Source organism: Myroides odoratimimus (assembly GCF_001485415.1).
GTDB classification, from domain to species: Bacteria; Bacteroidota; Bacteroidia; order Flavobacteriales; family Flavobacteriaceae; genus Flavobacterium; species Flavobacterium odoratimimum.
Genome location: NZ_BCMQ01000006.1, coordinates 145,865 through 162,456 on the forward strand (window position 1 = coordinate 145,865; position 16,592 = coordinate 162,456).

18 protein-coding genes are annotated in these 16,592 nt (G+C 34.3%); 15 read left to right on the forward strand and 3 right to left on the reverse strand.

Annotation, left to right across the window (positions count from 1 at the left end):
- Nucleotides 1–59: 59 nt before the first annotated feature.
- Both htpG and MODO_RS08000 read left to right on the forward strand, forming a co-directional pair.
- Nucleotides 60–1,916 carry a molecular chaperone HtpG gene (gene htpG / locus MODO_RS07995; protein WP_006257065.1) on the forward strand — a complete coding sequence of 619 codons (1,857 nt, stop codon included), beginning with the start codon at nucleotides 60–62 and terminating at the stop codon, nucleotides 1,914–1,916.
- A 489-nt stretch (nucleotides 1,917–2,405) separates the two neighbouring features.
- Nucleotides 2,406–3,383, forward strand: a complete 978-nt coding sequence (locus tag MODO_RS08000; RefSeq protein WP_006260666.1) for an EamA family transporter — start codon at nucleotides 2,406–2,408, stop codon at nucleotides 3,381–3,383.
- An 80-nt stretch (nucleotides 3,384–3,463) separates the two neighbouring features.
- Here MODO_RS08000 and MODO_RS08005 read toward each other — a convergent pair whose 3' ends face one another.
- Nucleotides 3,464–4,204, reverse strand: a complete 741-nt coding sequence (locus MODO_RS08005) for a YggS family pyridoxal phosphate-dependent enzyme (protein ID WP_006260665.1) — start codon at nucleotides 4,202–4,204, stop codon at nucleotides 3,464–3,466.
- A gap of 308 nt (nucleotides 4,205–4,512) precedes the next feature.
- Between MODO_RS08005 and MODO_RS08010 the strand changes: the two genes are divergently transcribed.
- The 10 genes from MODO_RS08010 to MODO_RS08055 all read left to right on the forward strand — a co-directional run bounded on the left by MODO_RS08010 (nucleotide 4,513) and on the right by MODO_RS08055 (nucleotide 11,943).
- Nucleotides 4,513–7,260: a toxin-antitoxin system YwqK family antitoxin gene (locus tag MODO_RS08010; RefSeq protein WP_006260664.1), complete on the forward strand. Its 2,748-nt coding sequence runs from the start codon at nucleotides 4,513–4,515 to the stop codon at nucleotides 7,258–7,260.
- A gap of 159 nt (nucleotides 7,261–7,419) precedes the next feature.
- On the forward strand, nucleotides 7,420–7,704 hold the full coding sequence (locus tag MODO_RS08015) for a DUF2089 family protein (protein WP_006263001.1): 285 nt from the start codon (nucleotides 7,420–7,422) through the stop codon (nucleotides 7,702–7,704).
- A gap of 22 nt (nucleotides 7,705–7,726) precedes the next feature.
- Nucleotides 7,727–8,314 (forward strand): hypothetical protein, encoded by a 588-nt coding sequence (locus MODO_RS08020; protein WP_006260662.1) that lies wholly within the window; start codon nucleotides 7,727–7,729, stop codon nucleotides 8,312–8,314.
- Between the two features lie 16 nt (nucleotides 8,315–8,330).
- Nucleotides 8,331–9,242: an alpha/beta hydrolase gene (locus MODO_RS08025; protein ID WP_006260660.1), complete on the forward strand. Its 912-nt coding sequence runs from the start codon at nucleotides 8,331–8,333 to the stop codon at nucleotides 9,240–9,242.
- 1 nt (nucleotide 9,243) lies between these two features.
- Entirely contained in the window at nucleotides 9,244–9,636 is a 393-nt protein-coding gene (locus MODO_RS08030; protein ID WP_006260659.1) for a DUF3784 domain-containing protein, read from the forward strand.
- Nucleotides 9,637–9,643: 7 nt separating this feature from the next.
- Nucleotides 9,644–9,967, forward strand: coding sequence for an SdpI family protein (locus MODO_RS08035; protein WP_006260658.1), 324 nt, complete (start codon nucleotides 9,644–9,646; stop codon nucleotides 9,965–9,967).
- A 2-nt stretch (nucleotides 9,968–9,969) separates the two neighbouring features.
- Nucleotides 9,970–10,506 carry a DUF1697 domain-containing protein gene (locus tag MODO_RS08040; protein WP_006260657.1) on the forward strand — a complete coding sequence of 179 codons (537 nt, stop codon included), beginning with the start codon at nucleotides 9,970–9,972 and terminating at the stop codon, nucleotides 10,504–10,506.
- 39 nt (nucleotides 10,507–10,545) lie between these two features.
- Nucleotides 10,546–10,965, forward strand: coding sequence for a hypothetical protein (locus MODO_RS08045; RefSeq protein ID WP_006260656.1), 420 nt, complete (start codon nucleotides 10,546–10,548; stop codon nucleotides 10,963–10,965).
- Between the two features lie 175 nt (nucleotides 10,966–11,140).
- Entirely contained in the window at nucleotides 11,141–11,500 is a 360-nt protein-coding gene (locus MODO_RS08050; RefSeq protein WP_006260655.1) for a hypothetical protein, read from the forward strand.
- The gene (locus tag MODO_RS08055; RefSeq protein WP_006257078.1) at nucleotides 11,500–11,943 is read left to right on the forward strand and encodes a PEGA domain-containing protein; all 444 of its coding nucleotides are present in this window, start codon (nucleotides 11,500–11,502) and stop codon (nucleotides 11,941–11,943) included. Before MODO_RS08050 ends, MODO_RS08055 begins: the two co-directional genes overlap by 1 nt.
- Nucleotides 11,944–11,979: 36 nt before the next feature.
- Here the strand turns inward: MODO_RS08055 and MODO_RS08060 are convergent, their stop codons facing one another.
- Nucleotides 11,980–14,178, reverse strand: a complete 2,199-nt coding sequence (locus MODO_RS08060; RefSeq protein WP_006260654.1) for a B12-binding domain-containing radical SAM protein — start codon at nucleotides 14,176–14,178, stop codon at nucleotides 11,980–11,982.
- 164 nt (nucleotides 14,179–14,342) lie between these two features.
- Here MODO_RS08060 and MODO_RS19460 point away from each other — a divergent pair, with 164 nt between their 5' ends.
- A complete protein-coding gene (locus MODO_RS19460) occupies nucleotides 14,343–14,504 on the forward strand; it encodes a hypothetical protein (RefSeq protein WP_006260653.1) in 162 nt (53 codons plus the stop codon).
- Nucleotides 14,505–14,507: 3 nt separating this feature from the next.
- Nucleotides 14,508–15,059, forward strand: coding sequence for a GNAT family N-acetyltransferase (locus MODO_RS08065; RefSeq protein WP_006260652.1), 552 nt, complete (start codon nucleotides 14,508–14,510; stop codon nucleotides 15,057–15,059).
- A gap of 4 nt (nucleotides 15,060–15,063) precedes the next feature.
- Here the strand turns inward: MODO_RS08065 and MODO_RS08070 are convergent, their stop codons facing one another.
- Nucleotides 15,064–15,483 carry a GNAT family N-acetyltransferase gene (locus MODO_RS08070; protein WP_006260651.1) on the reverse strand — a complete coding sequence of 140 codons (420 nt, stop codon included), beginning with the start codon at nucleotides 15,481–15,483 and terminating at the stop codon, nucleotides 15,064–15,066.
- 126 nt (nucleotides 15,484–15,609) lie between these two features.
- On the opposite strand from MODO_RS08070, the gene MODO_RS08075 reads away from it, so the two are divergent.
- Nucleotides 15,610–16,497 (forward strand): AraC family transcriptional regulator, encoded by an 888-nt coding sequence (locus tag MODO_RS08075; RefSeq protein ID WP_006257082.1) that lies wholly within the window; start codon nucleotides 15,610–15,612, stop codon nucleotides 16,495–16,497.
- The last annotated feature ends 95 nt before the right edge of the window (nucleotides 16,498–16,592 follow it).

Below are 16,592 nucleotides of genomic sequence, written 5' to 3' on the forward strand. Positions count from 1 at the left end.
TTTTGTCCTTACAACACTGTAAAAATATTAAAAATTCAAATAACATTAAACATACAACTATGACATCTGGAAAAATTAACGTTACAGTGGAGAACATCTTCCCACTTATTAAAAAGTTCCTTTACAGTGATCACGAAATTTTTTTAAGAGAGTTAGTATCTAATGCTACTGATGCTACATTAAAACTAAAACATTTAACGAGTATAGGGGAGGCTAATGTAGAATATGGAGACCCTATCATTGAAGTTAAAATAGACAAAGACAATAAAAAACTTCACATCATAGACCAAGGTCTAGGGATGACTAAAGAAGAAGTAGAAAAATACATTAATCAAGTTGCTTTCTCTGGAGCTGAAGAGTTCTTAGAGAAATATAAAGATTCGGCTAAAGACACAGGTATCATCGGACACTTTGGTCTAGGGTTCTACTCTGCTTTTATGGTAGCGGATAAAGTAGAAATCTTCACTAAATCATTTAAAGATGAGCCTGCTGCACATTGGACTTGTGATGGTAGCCCAGAGTACACTTTAGAAGCATGCGACAAAACGACTAGAGGTACTGAGATTGTATTACACATTGCGGAGGATTCACTAGACTTCTTAGAAGACTATAAAATCCGTGAGTTATTAGTAAAATACAATAAATTCATGCCTGTGCCTATTAAGTTCGGTACGCATGAAGAAGGCGAAGGAGATGATAAAGTAGAAGTAGATACTATTATCAATAATCCTAACCCAGCATGGACAAAACAACCTGCTGACTTAAGTGATGAAGATTATAAGAATTTCTATAAAGAGTTATACCCTACTCAATTCGAAGATCCTTTATTCAATATCCACTTAAATGTAGATTATCCATTTAACCTTACAGGTATCTTATACTTCCCTAAGTTAAGTGCTGATCTTCAAATGCAAAAAGACAAAATCCAATTATACCAAAACCAAGTATTCGTAACGGATAATGTAGAAGGTATCGTTCCTGACTTTTTGACAATGTTAAAAGGAGTTATTGACTCTCCAGACATCCCATTGAACGTATCTCGTTCTTACCTTCAGGCTGATGGTAATGTGAAGAAAATCTCTAACTATATCACTCGTAAAGTAGCTGATAAGTTAAAATCGTTATTTAACGAAAATAGAGAAGACTTCGAAAGCAAATGGAATGATATCAAAATCGTACTAGAATACGGTATGTTATCTGAAGAGAAGTTCTACGAAAAAGCAGGAGCATTCATGCTTTACCCTACTGTAGATAATAAATTCTATACATTAGAAGAATTAAAAGAAGCTACTAAAGATAACCAAACTGACAAAGACGGTAATCTAGTAATCTTATATGCTTCTAATAAAGATGCTCAACACAGCTATATCGCAGCTGCACAAGAGAAAGGATACCAAGTATTATTATTAGACTCTCCTATCGTATCTCACTTGATCCAAAAGTTAGAAAGCGATAATGAGAAAACTACTTTCGTACGTGTAGACTCTGACCATATCAATAACTTGATTAAGAAAGAGGATTCTGAAATCTCTAGATTATCTGAAGATGAACAAAAATCATTACAAGAGATCGTAGAGAATATCGTACCTAAAGATAAATATACTGTGAAGCTAGAAGCTATGGACAGCACAGCAGAGCCATTCATCATTACACAGCCTGAGTTTATGCGTCGTATGAAAGAAATGAGCCAGTCAGGTGGTGGAGGTATGTTCGGTATGGGTAACTTCCCTGAGATGTATAACCTAGTGGTGAACACAAACTCTCCTCTAGCATCTAACATCATCGGTAATGCTGATGAAGCAACTAGAACAGAAAGTATCAAACAAGCAATGGACCTTGCAAAACTATCTCAAGGTTTATTAAAAGGTGAAGAACTTACTGCCTTCGTAAAAAGAAATTTCAACAATCTGAAATAAGATTATAGCACTTCCAGAGAAGCCCATAACAGTGATGTTATGGGCTTTTCTTTTTTACAAACAGATCCCCTCGTTTTGTAATATTCCTTTCCTTTTATCCAATATACTATTATCTCAACTATACTTCCTTAGTTTTTCACTTGATTTTAGTGACTTATCTAAAAGTCCTTTCTTATCTCTACACCATCCCTGCATTACACTTTCTACTAGCTAATCTTTCTATTTCATTTTACTATACTAGCACATTGCTAGGGGTATTCTTGCACATTCCTTCGACAAAATAGCCTTCTAGGCAAGCAAACCCCAAGGATACTCCTAGCAAACCTCTAGAAAGTGCAAGCCAACCTAGATATAGATGGCTTATAGGAGCATTAAAACAAACATTCTTAATTTATAATTTCTAATTCCTAACCGAAGTATAGTGCTAGACATTTGTCCTAGACTGCTGAAAAAAATATGACTACCTTTGCCACGCAAAAAGTAATAAAAATGAAAGAACAAAATACAGCAAAAGGTGTTTTCTTAGTTGCTATCGGAGCGTCTAGTTTCGGTATGTTAGCTTCGTTCGTAAAACTGGCTTATGCACAGGGATATACGACTGCAGAAGTAACATTGTCTCAAGTACTTATTGGGTTAATCTGTGTGACCTTAATCAATGTGCTACGCAAGAAGTCTAGTGATGAACAAAAGGCGACTTCTAAAGATATTAGACAATTAATCTTAGCTGGTACTTCGATGGGATTCACTTCTGTATTATATTATATGGCTGTGAGTTATATCGATGCTTCTATCGCAGTAGTTCTCTTAATGCAGTCTGTATGGATCGGTATCGTATTAGACAGTATCGCGACTAAAACGTTTCCTAATCTCTTAAAAATAATCTCTGTTATCTTAATCTTATCAGGGACATTATTAGCGACTAATGTATTGTTTAGTGAAATCAAGTTAGATATTAGAGGAGTGATATTTGGTTTTATGGCAGCGTGCTCTTTTGCTACTACGTTATTTGCTTCAGGGCGTATCGCTAATCACTTAGCAGCTCCTAAGCGAAGTATGTTTATGCTATGTGGTGCAGCGACTATTGTATCTATCTTTGTGATCATAACACAGATAGGGCCTAATAACTCTGATGCGATGATGAGCTTCTATACGATGTTCTCTGACAATACTTCTGGTATCCGTGATTTTGACTGGAGTATCTTCTACGGATGGGGACTTATATTAGCCTTATTCGGTACTGTATTACCTCCTATATTCTTGAATATGGGATTCCCATTGACAGGAGTTGGCCTAGGAAGTATTATCTCTTCATTAGAACTACCTGCTTCTGTGACAGTAGCTTTCTTTGTTCTAAAAGAAGAAGTTATCTTCATTCAATGGATGGGAATATTAATGATACTAGGCGCTATCGTACTGATGAATAGCAACCTATTATTTAAAAAGAAAAAAATTGAGGTAGTGGAATAACTTCCTCATTGTAGTTTTTATATATAAATTTAAAAAGCCTTCTCTTGTTGATCAAAAGAAGGCTTTTTTATTGAATTGAGTTACTTTATATTCTTCTCTTCGTTCCAGTAGTAGCTATCTGGATAGATACGTTCACCGAAGATGGCAGTACCTACTCTAACGATGGTAGCCCCTTCTTCAATCGCTATTTCTAGGTCATGGCTCATCCCCATAGAGAGTTCTTTCATTTCTACATTAGGCAGTTGGAGCGCTATCGCCTCTTGTTGTACTTTCTTTAGTATTTTAAAACAAGGGCGTACCAACTTCTCTTCTGCGCTGAATAAGCCAATTGTCATTAGTCCCTTGATGTGTAATCGATCATACGTAGCGACTTCTTTTATAAACTCAACAGCCGCTTCTGGTGCTACCCCGAACTTGCTATCTTCATCAGAAGTATTCACTTGGATTAATACATCTATTGTTCTGTTATCTCGTTCTAAGAGTTGTTGTAATTTTTCTACTACACTGATGCGGTCTATAGACTCTATGCAAGTTACTCCATACTTCAGGATATCTTTGATCTTGTTGGTCTGTAGATGTCCGATAAAGTGTCTAGTACAATTATCTGTACCTATACCTTCATACTTATCCCTTAGCTCTTGTACCTTATTCTCTCCTATCAGAGGGTATCCCTCCTCTATCGCTATCTTTATTCTATCTGCATCTACCGTCTTAGTAGCGAGCAATAGTTGTACCTCATCTCTAGAACGACCACTGTGTGCGCATGCTGCTGTAATACGCTTTTCTAAACTTGCTAAATTATCCTTTATTCTAGTTTTCATACTTCTCGATTTAAAAAAAGGATATCCCAAAGATTGTTACTAAGGGATATCATGAACTAAACAACAGTTAGATTTTACTTTAGACTATTATCCTTTACTGTTACTACAAATGTAATACTCCTTTTGATCAAATAGATAACACAGATTTAATAATATGAGCTAGTCCAGATACGCACTAAGCGCCTCACTGAAAATAGTGATTTTGTGAATCAGACCATAAAATATTGCTAATATGCGAAAATAATAAGGGAGACTTCTTTACTTTTACCCTCGATAAGACACAAACAAAACCATTTAAAAAAGAACCTATGATTAAAAAGATTTTCTCATTAGCCATTTTATTCTCTACACCGATGTTCAGTCAGGTAGCACGAGATACTATCTGGGTAGATAGCTATGACTATGTAACAGCTAGAAAAAATGCTGAATCTTTTAAAATTGCAAAAGATATCAAAGGCGAACCGACACTAAAATCAATAGAGGTATATAATGCAGCTTCTAAGAAGATAGAAAGTAAAGGGAAAGGAACTCTTCAAGAAGGAGGACAAGTTCTATACACAGGAGCTGTAAACTACTATAATAAAGAAGGAAAAATAGACGCTACTTATACATATGATCAGGATAATATGATCGCTAAGGCAGAGACTATAGATCCTCGTAATGGCAATAAATATATATGTACTTATAGTGATAATATGATCCAAGATGGTCAGGCTATTTATAACTGGCAAGGAACATATATCTATGTAGAAGCTGAAGGAGGTATATATACTCGCTATGAGATCATCAATCCTAAAAATGAAAAGAACTATATCGCCTATTTCTTCGATGAGAATAATTATATCACAGGGGAGAAATACTTCGATGTAAATGGAGAGGTAAAGCAACAAGCTACTTATAGTGGTGGGACACCTTATGATGGGTACGTGACTGCATTAGACTATGACAGCTTCACAGTACAGTCTATCAGCGAATATGGAGAAGGAACGATGATCTCTACTGTGGCTTACTATACAACAGGAAAAGTGAAGAGTAAATCTACAACTGTCGCTAATGTAACAACAGATGTATACTATGATCAAGCGGGTAAAGAAATGGGTACCTTTACGAGTAAACTAGAAGACGATGGATACTCTACTTATCAGGAAGGAACGAACTACATATTCAATACGTATGATAGTCATCCTGATGAGATCTACTCTATCTATACTTATAAACAAAACGTACCTGTACTGGTAAAAGAATACTATACATTCCCTAAAAAGAATGCAGTGAAATCTATCACGTATAGCAATGAAGAGAGTTATATCCAAAAAGTAGAATACTTCAATGAAGATGGTAGTTCTAAAGGACAAATCACTTATAACGAGGATGGATATACTCCTAAAGAAGGGACTATGATAGTAGGGAATGTAAGCTCTATCTATAAAAACAGCAAACTAGTAGAAAGAACAGAAACGTATGAAAACGGTAAAGTATTCGAGGTTACAAAAAACAATACTTCTGTATACTATGACCAAAAAGGGAAAGAGATAGGTCGTATTGACTTTAAACTAGACCCTATCTATGGATCTATGTCTTATATCACTGGTACTAGATATGTATTATCTAATGATTTGATTTCTACTGTTGCTAAGTATGAAAAAGAATTATTAGTATATCAAGCTGATTATGATACTAATGCTGATAAAGCAGTATTGTCAACAGAGTCATACTATTCTAACAATGCGTTAATCAAAGAAGTAGAATATCATGACAATGGTAAAAAAGCTAAGGTATCTACTTACTCACCTAACTCCTACTCTTATACTCCTGTAAAAGAAACACATTTCGACAAAACAGGGAAAGAAATAGGTACGTATGACTATATCGCTCAGACAGGAACTCGTATAGAGCTATCTTATGATAAACAAGTAACTTCTATAGAGAAACTACAAGATGGAAACCTACTTTCTAAAAAGGGATATGCGTTAAAAACAGGTAGTAACTCATACGCTAGTAACTCTTATTTCTTACAGGCTGATATCGACTATAATAAGCAAGGTAAATTCTATAATGAAAAAGGAGAGGTAATCTCTACAGCTACTTATAAAGATGGTGTGCCTTATGAAGGAACAGTGACTATCATAGACTCGTATTACAAAACAGAAACTGTTTATAAAAACGGACATAAAGTAGGTAAAGAGACTATTAAGTACTCTAGTGGAGATGAGATTATCAATATCAACTACTATGATGATAAAGGAGAACTTACTAAAATAGAATCTTATGAGAATAGTACTCTGAAAACATCTAGTGAATATAAAGACAATGTGATACACGGTGTGTCTACTTACTACGATAGTGAAGGAGAAGTATTATCTACGCTGACTTATCATGAAGGAGTTCCTTATGAAGGAGTGTTAACTGAGGCGTCATATATAAACTTCACCACTAAAGGTTTTGAGAATGGAGAGTTAACTTATGTAAAAGTTTACAATGTAGACGATGCTTATTCTCCTACAAACTTACTGATGGAAGAGCATTATAGAACTAGTACTTCATTTGAGAGAACTATCTATCATGCAGAGACAGAAGCTATAGTGTATAAATATAATCTTACAGATAGTGAGCTAGATGGAGCATACCAATACTACGAAAATGGTAAGGTGAAGTATCAAGCTACTTTTAAGGACGGAACATTAGTAGATGGTTCTGTAGGTATAGTAGACTTTAATTATGAGCCATACAACTATTATTCTTCATACGAAGCTTCTGAAGATACTTCTAAGTACACAGTACTAAGTAATAAAAAAGGTACTTATACGATCAGTATTTTAAATACGGATGATAATAAAGAGGTATTTAAAATGGAAGCGAAGGTTAAAAAAGGAGACCATAGTTTAAACCCATTGGCTAGTAAAAAAATAAAACTAGAAAACTTATACCCAAACAATGAGTATAATGTAATGTCATACTACAGTAGTCCTTATGACTATGCAGTAGATGCAGCAGCTACTGCTGTAGCAGCTGACGCAGCGGCAGTAGAAGCTACTGCTAGTGCATATTATGAATAAAAATATTCTTAGATAAGAACCATTAAATCCCAAGTGTTATACTTGGGATTTTTTTGTTTTATAGAAGTATCATTCTCATTTATTTTAATTAACTATTTTGATATAAATATTAATTTTATTAAATTAGACTTCAATAAAACTAAACAAACTATCCACATTATGTCAATTAAGCCCAAACTACCTATACATTGCCCTAGTTGTGAAAGTGAACTAAAGGTCACCCAGCTTTCTTGTGAGCACTGTCAGACTATTGTCAATGGTAACTTCTCTCTCCCACTCCTCTTACAGTTGGGTAGAGAAGAACAAGAATTTATACTGGCTTTCTTTCTAAACAGTGGGAGTCTAAAGCAAATGGCACAACAGATGAATATCAGTTACCCTACTGTTCGAAACAAACTAGATGACATGATAGAACATATCCAGCAACTACAGAAAAAAGAATAATCAACTACTAACCAACAACCTTATGACAAAAAACTATATTCTTAAACCATTTGAAAGCATACAAGATAAAACGCTCTTAGCAATCGGTGTACTAACTGGAGTAGTTATTAGTTGTCTTCAACTATTAACTCATATGCGTAGTATAGCAATTCTAAAACAAGTAACTCTCAAATCAGCACCTACACTTGTCCAAACCTTGAGTGACTTTGCTATCACAACAATAGTAATGACACTTGCTTTATTTGTATTTGGAAAAATCATCAACAAAAAGACTCGACTAATAGATATACTCAACACCGTGTTGATTGCACGTATATGTCTAGATATAAGTGTACTATTTGATATCAATGGATACCTAAGTGATTTCTCTCTTCAACTTATTGACAATATTGCTAATCCTGAAATATTGTTCAAAAGTAATCCACAAGGTTTTGTTTATTTTATCATTACGTCATTTGCTAGTATTCTCTGTCTAGTTGGTTTTGGATACTATATCTACCAAGGTTTCAAACTAGCTACACACCTCAAAAAGAAATATATGATTATTGTCTTCGTACTAATCATCTTACTTGTAGATACTCTGACAAGGCTAATCACTACATTATATTAACCAACACAACAACACTATGAAAAAACTATTAACTACACTTACCTTATGCTTTGCTACGTCATTTAGCTTTGCACAAACAGCTGTTCAGGTAGACAGTGAAATTGATGGAGACTTATATTTAGCGAATAAAGACAGTAAACAACTCGCTATTATAATAGCGGGTTCTGGTCCTACTAACAAGAATGGAAACAATCCTGCTGGAGTAAATGCGAACTCGTATAAGTACCTTGCCCAAGGGCTAAAAGAGAATGGTATCAACACCTTCACGTATAACAAGAGGATGTTCGCTCAGATTAAGAACCAGACTATTAATGAGGCAGATATTAAGTTTGAAGACAATGTGAGTGACTTAAATATAGTTATTGACTATTTCAAAAAGGACTATCCTAATATTATCTTGATAGGGCACAGTGAAGGAGCCATGGTAGCTACATTGGCTAGCCAAGACAATAGTGCTGTATCAAAGCTTATCTCACTACAAGGGCCAGGAGAATCAGTTGATAAAATACTGTATAAACAGATAACGGCACAAGCGCCTTTCTTTGCAAAATCAATAGAAGACATTCACGCTAAACTTAGAAAAGGCGAAATAGTAGATAGCATTCCTCCTATGCTACAAAGCTTATATCGCACTTCTGCTCAGCCTTACCTTATCTCGTGGATGAAGTACGATCCTACTGTAGAGCTTAAAAAAGTAAAACAACCGATTTTAATCTTACAAGGAGATAAAGACTTACAAGTCAAAACAGATCAGGGAGACAACTTAAAACAAGCTGTACCTACTGCAACTCTTGTGACAATAAAAGGAATGAATCACGTACTAAAAACAGTTGTAAAAGAGGATGAGAACTTAGCACTATACACAAAGCCTGATGTGCCTCTTCACACTGAACTAGTACCTACTATTGTTAACTTTATAAAAAAATAATATGGAGGCTTTTATTATTGTTGGCTTAATATACATAGGTATAAGTTATTTTCTTACTGCTGAAAATGCTGATGGTTTATTAGCAGGCTACAACACGATGTCTGATGAACGTAAAAAACTATATGATATTACCTCTACTGTTAATATAATTAACCGAACAGTACGCTGGACTGGTATAGTATTAACTCTTGTGGGAATAGTCTTCTATTTTATTCATGTAGAAGAGTTTATACATTTTATCATACTTATTTTCAGTATAATCCCTCTATTAGCATCAAGTATTTACGCGAGATTAAGGTATTCTAAAGACCCTATGCGCTGGTATGATTGGATAATTCCTATTGGGATAAGCGTAGGCAGTATTTTGTTAACTTATTTATTCATTACTAATTAATCACACTATGATAGCAACAGAACTACTTATATTTATGTGTCTATTTATTGTCTTAGGACTACTAGTTCCTCATGTCAAAACAATAAATAGCATACTAGGGTATCGCACACACCGTGCAATGAAGAACCAACGCAACTGGGAGTTTGCACAAAAGCTAAGTGGTAAGTACTTTGTATACTTAGGTATAGGTACGGGTATATACAGTGGTATTTCTTATCTACTTCCTACTTACTCAAAGCTATTAAACAATATATACTTCTTACCGATGATACTCAGTTTAGCATTTATTATTTATAAAACAGAACAAGGATTAAAGAAACTAGAAGAGTAATCATGAAAACTTATATCACACTCCTCAGAGGAATAAATGTCAGTGGCAAGAACATCATCAAAATGAATGTATTAAAACAATTGTGTGTTGACTTAGGTTTACACAATGTCCAGACTTATATTCAGAGTGGTAATATTGTTTATCAAGCAGTAGAACAAGATTGTACTATCTTATCTAAGAATATTCACAATACAATACTTAATACGTTAGACTTAGATGTTCCAACTATTACAATCGAGGAATTACAACTAGATAGAATTATTAAAGACAATCCATTTACAACAGAAGAAAATCTCAATCGACTCTATATCACCTTCTTAGAAAGTGTACCACATCTAGATGGTACAAATATGCTTATAGGCAAAAAAGCTGACACAGAACTACTTCAAGTTACTGAATCAGCTGTATACCTCGTCGCAAATATTGGATATGGAAAAACGAAGATTACCAATACTTTAATAGAGAATAAACTAAAGGTAACTGCTACCACACGTAATTACAAAACATGTTTACAAATCAAAGCATTAGCTATTAAATAACACTTAAAGCATTATCTTTATTGATAATTAAAAATTACTATGAAAAGACTAACTCAATTATTCTCACTATTCTTTCTTCTATTGATATTCTCTTGTTCTAATGATGACAACGTTTCTTCTAATGATGACAATGTCCATTTTACAATTAAAACATACAGCGAACAAGAACATACAATAGATGTAATCATCACCTATGGTACTTATGATCGTAAAGAGAATAAAACCATCTTAAAAAAGCTAGAGATAAAAGACTTCAAAGAATTTACTTCTCCAAAGATTACAACAGATCAAACTTATGCTTTCTTAACTGTAGAGAAACTAAATGATCCAAATCTAATGACTTTTATTAAAATAAACTCTTTCGTCAATGATAGAGACATTATGACTAATGCTAGTAATAAAGAGTTTACTAATGCAGAAGTTGATATTAAGCATTTTGCAAATATGCACAAGAAATAAAAAACTGCTATTATTATAATTAAAACCAAAAGCTTCGTTTATAACGGAGCTTTTCTATTTTTAAAAGGAATATATAAAATACAAATCATCACTCCTTATAAATATTTATAATACTTCATCCTCTTAATTTTTTTATAATTTTTAACTACTATATTTACGCCCAAATTTACCTATTATGAAAAAAATATTTCTTTTAATCACTTGTATAGCTCTTGGAGCATGCAGTTCTTCGATGAGTACTACTATGACTACTGCAAAAGTAAACACACCTCTTAATACAGAAGTTATAGTACTTAAACTGAATGAAGATGTTCCTACACCAAATACAAAAGTAGGAAGTAGCAAATTTGGAGACTCTGGTTTCTCTGTCAACTGTAACCTAAATTATATATTAAATAATGCTCGTAAAATTGCTCAAGACTTTGGAGCAGATGTCATTAAAATAACAAAACACAAACGCCCTAACCTATGGAGCACTTGCCATAGAGTGAACGTTGATTATTATAAAACACAAACACTTAAAAATAACAATTAATGAAAAAAACACTCTTACTAATCTCTTCTGCATTACTATTATTAAATACAAGTTGTGCTACTATCGTATCTGGAAGCAAACAAAAAATAGAGATCTACTCTACTCCTACGAACTCTACAGTCTATATAGACAATAAAGAAGTAGGTAAGACACCATATAACACTAAACTAAAGAAAAACCAATCTTATACACTTAAAATAGCAAGTGAAGGATATGACACTTATAAAACTGATTTTGAAAGAAGCTTTAATGCTTGGTACATTGGTAATATTGGTTTGGGAGGGATTATAGGACTTATTGTTGACCCTATCACTGGTGCAATTCATAAATTAAAACCTGTACAATACAACAGAACTCCTGCTAAAGATACTGTTATCAAAGCAAATCACAGAACAATCTTTATGAACATTAGTTTAAAAGAACAAGATAAACCTCAACAATAAATAAACAAAGCCTCGTAAATGCGAGGCTTTTTATATCTAAAGCACTAGTAGTGCCATATCTTTTAATGCTTGTGCTGGTTTAGAATACCAGAATGGCTCAAAGTCTTCATTCGTAAACTCTTCAAAGCTCTTTTTCATTTCTTGATAAGTCATTGTTTGAGAAGCTTTCTCCTTCAAAGTCTCGACAAAATGTACAAACCAATCCCCTACCACTCTATCTACATCTACACCTATCGTCTCTTTTTTAGTATAGAATACCAATTGAGCCATTTCAAACACTCTATTCTTTTTCTTCTTTTCGAAGTACTCAATATAAGGGAATGTCCCTAACCATACTACTTTTTGATTTGGTTTACATACCGTCAAAGGTTCGTTGTTTAAACAACTGAATATATAATCAGGTGATATACTCGTACGAGGTACTTTAAAATCAAACCATTCATGTAATGGCATATCAAAGCACATCCCATGCATAAAGTTAAACAGTGACTTCTTCAGTCCAAAGGAGAACTTATCGTGTATTGCACCATTCATCTCTACGTGAGGTACATCGTTATTAGCGAATGTTCCCATCTCAGCATTTACACGCTCTACCTTGTATTCCTCTGGGTTCATCCCTACTGGTGAGTGAGCAGTCATCGCAAACTGATGCCAAAAGCCCGATTGCATTACTCCTGCTTCAAACAACTGACGCACCATCTCTAGACTGTCTATTGTCTCCTGTGCAGTCTGTGTTGGGAAACCATACATTAGATAAGCATGTACTAAGATACCTGCCTCTGTAAAGTTTCTATTCACACGAGCTACTTGTTCTACCGTAACTCCCTTATCTATTAATTTTAATAATCTATCTGAGGCTACCTCTAATCCTCCTGATACAGCTACACATCCAGAGGCTTTTAATAATAAGCACAAGTCTTTCGTAAAGCTTTTCTCAAAGCGGATGTTCGTCCACCATGATACCGTTAGTTTACGTCTGATAATCTCTAACGCTACCTCGCGCATTAGTGCTGGTGGTGCCGCTTCATCGACAAAGTGAAAGCCTGTCTCTCCCGTCTGCTCAATTAACGTCTGCATACGGTCTACGATCTGCTTTGCCGCTATTGGTTCATATACCTTGATATAGTCTAAACTAATATCACAGAAGGTACACTTACCCCAATAACATCCATGTGCCATCGTTAGTTTGTTCCATCGTCCATCACTCCACATACGGTGCATTGGATTCACTACTTCTATTACAGAGATATACTCTGTCAATAGTAAGTCTGAATAATCAGGAGTACCTACCTCAGCCTGTTTATAATCACGCTTCAGCGGATTATTGATATATACTACCTCATTGCCTTTAGCAATAAGCGTACGCTTTAACTCCTCTTGTGCTATCTTTCCTTCTACATAGAGAATCAAGTTCTCTAATGGAGCCTCTCCATCATCTAAGGTGATAAAGTCAAAGAACTCAAATACACGCACATCTTTTAATGAGCGTAACTCTGTATTAGGAAACCCTCCTCCCATCGTGATTTTGATATGAGGATAATTCTTCTTAATGTACTGAGCACATCTAAAGCTACTGTATAAATTACCAGGGAAGGGTACTGAGAACCCCATTATCTTAGGATTAGTCTTATCTATTAGCTGTTGCAATAGATCAAGGGTAATCTCATCGATATAAGTCAAGGGTTGGTGTAATGCATCATACATCTCATCAAAGGTATGAGCAGAACGACCTAATCGCTCAGCATATCTACTAAACCCAAAATTGGTATCTACTGTCTCAACAATGAGATCAGACAAGTCCTCTAAATACAGTGTAGATAAATGCTTCGCCTTATCTTGTATTCCCATCGTACCGAATGCCCACTCTAATTCTTCTAGTTGTTCAAAGCGAGATGCTCGTGGAAGATAATCCTCTTGTACGATAGCATGTGCTAATGTAGAGTTCTTTCCTTGTAAGAAAGCTATTACAGCATCTATAGTAGAGATATAATCCTCTTCTAAAGCAAGAATACGATGTATATTAGGAGAGACCTCTTCTATGTGTTCATGTACATAGTCGAACAAGTCTATCAAACCTTGTTTACTAAACAATTTCAATATAACCTCTATTCCCAAATCTGCTTGGTAGCTATCTATATTCAGGGTATTCAGAAACCCCTTAATATATGCTGTCGCTGGATAAGGTGTGTTTAACTGCGTAAACGGAGGAGTTATAAATGCTATTGTTGTATTCACTGTATCTAATTTTGGAGTGCAAAGATACTACTATTCAACCGAGTAAAAAACTGTATATCCTTCACTTTTAATCTTTTCAAAAAACAAACCTAACACACATTTAATCAATCAATTAAACCTTTATAAAATACTTTTTATATATCTTTGCATTAAATACATATAAAATGGCAAAACCAATTAAAATAACACCCACTCTAAAAGGTAAAGATGCTGCTCGTTTTCTAAAACAAATTGAAGCAAACAAATCTATCCCTAAAGACAATGCGAGATTAGAACAAATTCGCAAAGATGCCTCTATACTAAACTCACTATTTAAGAAAGTTTAGTATATGCCTATTATTGACTTTTCTAAACTAAATTTTCTTCTACTATTAGAAAGTCATGAATTAAAACCTTTTGACTGCGGAGATAAAGATCTTAACTCTTTCTTATTTAAGAAAGCTTTACACTATAAAAAAGAATTATTAGCCACTACTTTTATTTTAGAAAATCAAGAGCGAACGATTGCTTATTACACTCTTTTTAATGACTGTTTACGTGTAGAGGATACTACCTTTTCAAGTAAAAATGCAATTAATCGATTCTTAAAAACATTCCTTTCTCATCCTAAACGACATCTAAAGTCCTTTCCTGCTATTAAAATAGGAAGATTAGCTATTGACGAAACATTTAAAGGTTTAGGTTTAGGCAGAGTAATCATTAATACAATAATCAATAATGCTATTGAAATGAATAAACATCAAGCTTGTAAGTTTATAACAGTTGATGCTTATCAAACATCATTGCTGTTTTACGAAAGATTAGGTTTCAAATATTTATCAGATAATGATAAAAATAAAGATACAAGACAAATGTACCTTGACCTCACTCAATACATATAATTCCCTACAACACCTTACGCAGATATATCTTAGAATACCCTAACGGATAATCCTTCTCTTCTGCGAAAATCTCATAACCTAGAGATTGGTAAAAGTCAGAAGCTTGAAACGAAAAAGTATTCAGTGATATATACTTACAGTTGCGTTCTACAGCTACCCGCTCTGCTGCTAACATGAGTTTCTTACCAAGGCCTTGTCCTCTATAACTCTCTTTCACAGCGAGGTTCTGTATCTCTAGCGTTCCCCATAATGAACGTCCTAATATCCCGCCTATCACCTCTCCTTCTTCTACTAAAGTAATCTCTAGTGATTCATTGATACAATCTGATAAATGTGTCGTATGACTTACATTATAAGAAGATAATATCTCCTTAATCGCCATCGCATTATGATCATCTATCTCTGTAGTTATCTTTATTTCCATCCTAACTCGTATTTCAGATTATACTAGTCTAAAGTACTAAATCTTAATCACACCATAACTTATTTCTATTCAATCACCATTTAAAGAATTTAACATATTCCTATCTTTGCCTAAAATATTAGAAATATGGAGAACAATAGTATTCCAATTTACAACATCTGTAACCTACTCGACAATAATAATATATCACAAGACTGTGTAGTATATCGACTTGAAGAGTTTATTTCTAATAGACCGAATATGGTATCTGCTCCTCACAGACATGCATTCTATCAAATCCTCTTCGTAGCTGAAGGGAAGGGAATACACTCTATTGACTTTGAGAAATTCTCTATTGAGGAGAAATGCTTATTTTATCTCAACCCTTCGCAAGTACACAAATGGGAATTCGAACCTGGTACCAAAGGGTTTCTTATCAATTTCAATGATAACTTTCTGCGTACATTCTTAGTTAATCCGAACTATCTAAAGGAGTTTACCTTCTTCGGAGGTAATGCACAGTACTCTAAGTTCTCTTGTGAGAAGTGCTATGAGACACTACACACGAAGTTCGAAAAGATGTATTATGCCTATACAGAAAACCAACCTTTACAGAAAGACTATATCAAAGTCTTAATGCTAGAACTGTTCTTAGAGACACAGCTATTCTTAGTCAAGAAAGTATTCGAGCCAGAAGAACCAAATGAGACAAAGGGTGCACACTTCATCATTAAGAATTTTGAGAAGCTAGTAGAAGACCATTTTATAGAGAAGAGATTACCTGGAGAATACGCTGATATGTTACACATCACTCCTAATCACCTCAACTCTTTATGCAAAAAGGTAGTAGGAATAACAGCAGGTGAAGTTATCCGTAACAGAGTGATCTTAGAATGTAAACGATTATTGGTCAATGCCGATTTATCGATTACAGAGATCTCTTATGAACTCGACTTTAAGAACAATGCTTACTTCTCTAGATTCTTTAAAAAGAATACAGGGCTATCCCCTGAAGAATTCAGAAAACAGAACTAAGAATTGATTACTTAAATACAATTCGCTTTTATCACACTGTTCTAAATTGATTAGTGTAAATATCACCACGTTTAGTGTAATATATTTCAGTAGGT

What these genes read in the sequence shown, in the direction of transcription:
- MODO_RS08015 (WP_006263001.1), top strand. Translation starts at nt 7,420, where the DNA reads ATGTCAATTAAGCCCAAACTACCTATACATTGCCCTAGTTGTGAAAGT.
- MODO_RS08030 (WP_006260659.1), top strand. Translation starts at nt 9,244, where the DNA reads ATGGAGGCTTTTATTATTGTTGGCTTAATATACATAGGTATAAGTTAT.
- MODO_RS08075 (WP_006257082.1), top strand. Translation starts at nt 15,610, where the DNA reads ATGGAGAACAATAGTATTCCAATTTACAACATCTGTAACCTACTCGAC.
- MODO_RS19460 (WP_006260653.1), top strand. Translation starts at nt 14,343, where the DNA reads ATGGCAAAACCAATTAAAATAACACCCACTCTAAAAGGTAAAGATGCT.
- MODO_RS08005 (WP_006260665.1), bottom strand. Translation starts at nt 4,204, where the DNA reads ATGAAAACTAGAATAAAGGATAATTTAGCAAGTTTAGAAAAGCGTATT.
- htpG (WP_006257065.1), top strand. Translation starts at nt 60, where the DNA reads ATGACATCTGGAAAAATTAACGTTACAGTGGAGAACATCTTCCCACTT.
- MODO_RS08045 (WP_006260656.1), top strand. Translation starts at nt 10,546, where the DNA reads ATGAAAAGACTAACTCAATTATTCTCACTATTCTTTCTTCTATTGATA.
- MODO_RS08065 (WP_006260652.1), top strand. Translation starts at nt 14,508, where the DNA reads ATGCCTATTATTGACTTTTCTAAACTAAATTTTCTTCTACTATTAGAA.
- MODO_RS08040 (WP_006260657.1), top strand. Translation starts at nt 9,970, where the DNA reads ATGAAAACTTATATCACACTCCTCAGAGGAATAAATGTCAGTGGCAAG.
- MODO_RS08055 (WP_006257078.1), top strand. Translation starts at nt 11,500, where the DNA reads ATGAAAAAAACACTCTTACTAATCTCTTCTGCATTACTATTATTAAAT.
- MODO_RS08010 (WP_006260664.1), top strand. Translation starts at nt 4,513, where the DNA reads ATGATTAAAAAGATTTTCTCATTAGCCATTTTATTCTCTACACCGATG.
- MODO_RS08035 (WP_006260658.1), top strand. Translation starts at nt 9,644, where the DNA reads ATGATAGCAACAGAACTACTTATATTTATGTGTCTATTTATTGTCTTA.
- MODO_RS08000 (WP_006260666.1), top strand. Translation starts at nt 2,406, where the DNA reads ATGAAAGAACAAAATACAGCAAAAGGTGTTTTCTTAGTTGCTATCGGA.
- MODO_RS08025 (WP_006260660.1), top strand. Translation starts at nt 8,331, where the DNA reads ATGAAAAAACTATTAACTACACTTACCTTATGCTTTGCTACGTCATTT.
- MODO_RS08020 (WP_006260662.1), top strand. Translation starts at nt 7,727, where the DNA reads ATGACAAAAAACTATATTCTTAAACCATTTGAAAGCATACAAGATAAA.
- MODO_RS08050 (WP_006260655.1), top strand. Translation starts at nt 11,141, where the DNA reads ATGAAAAAAATATTTCTTTTAATCACTTGTATAGCTCTTGGAGCATGC.
- MODO_RS08070 (WP_006260651.1), bottom strand. Translation starts at nt 15,483, where the DNA reads ATGGAAATAAAGATAACTACAGAGATAGATGATCATAATGCGATGGCG.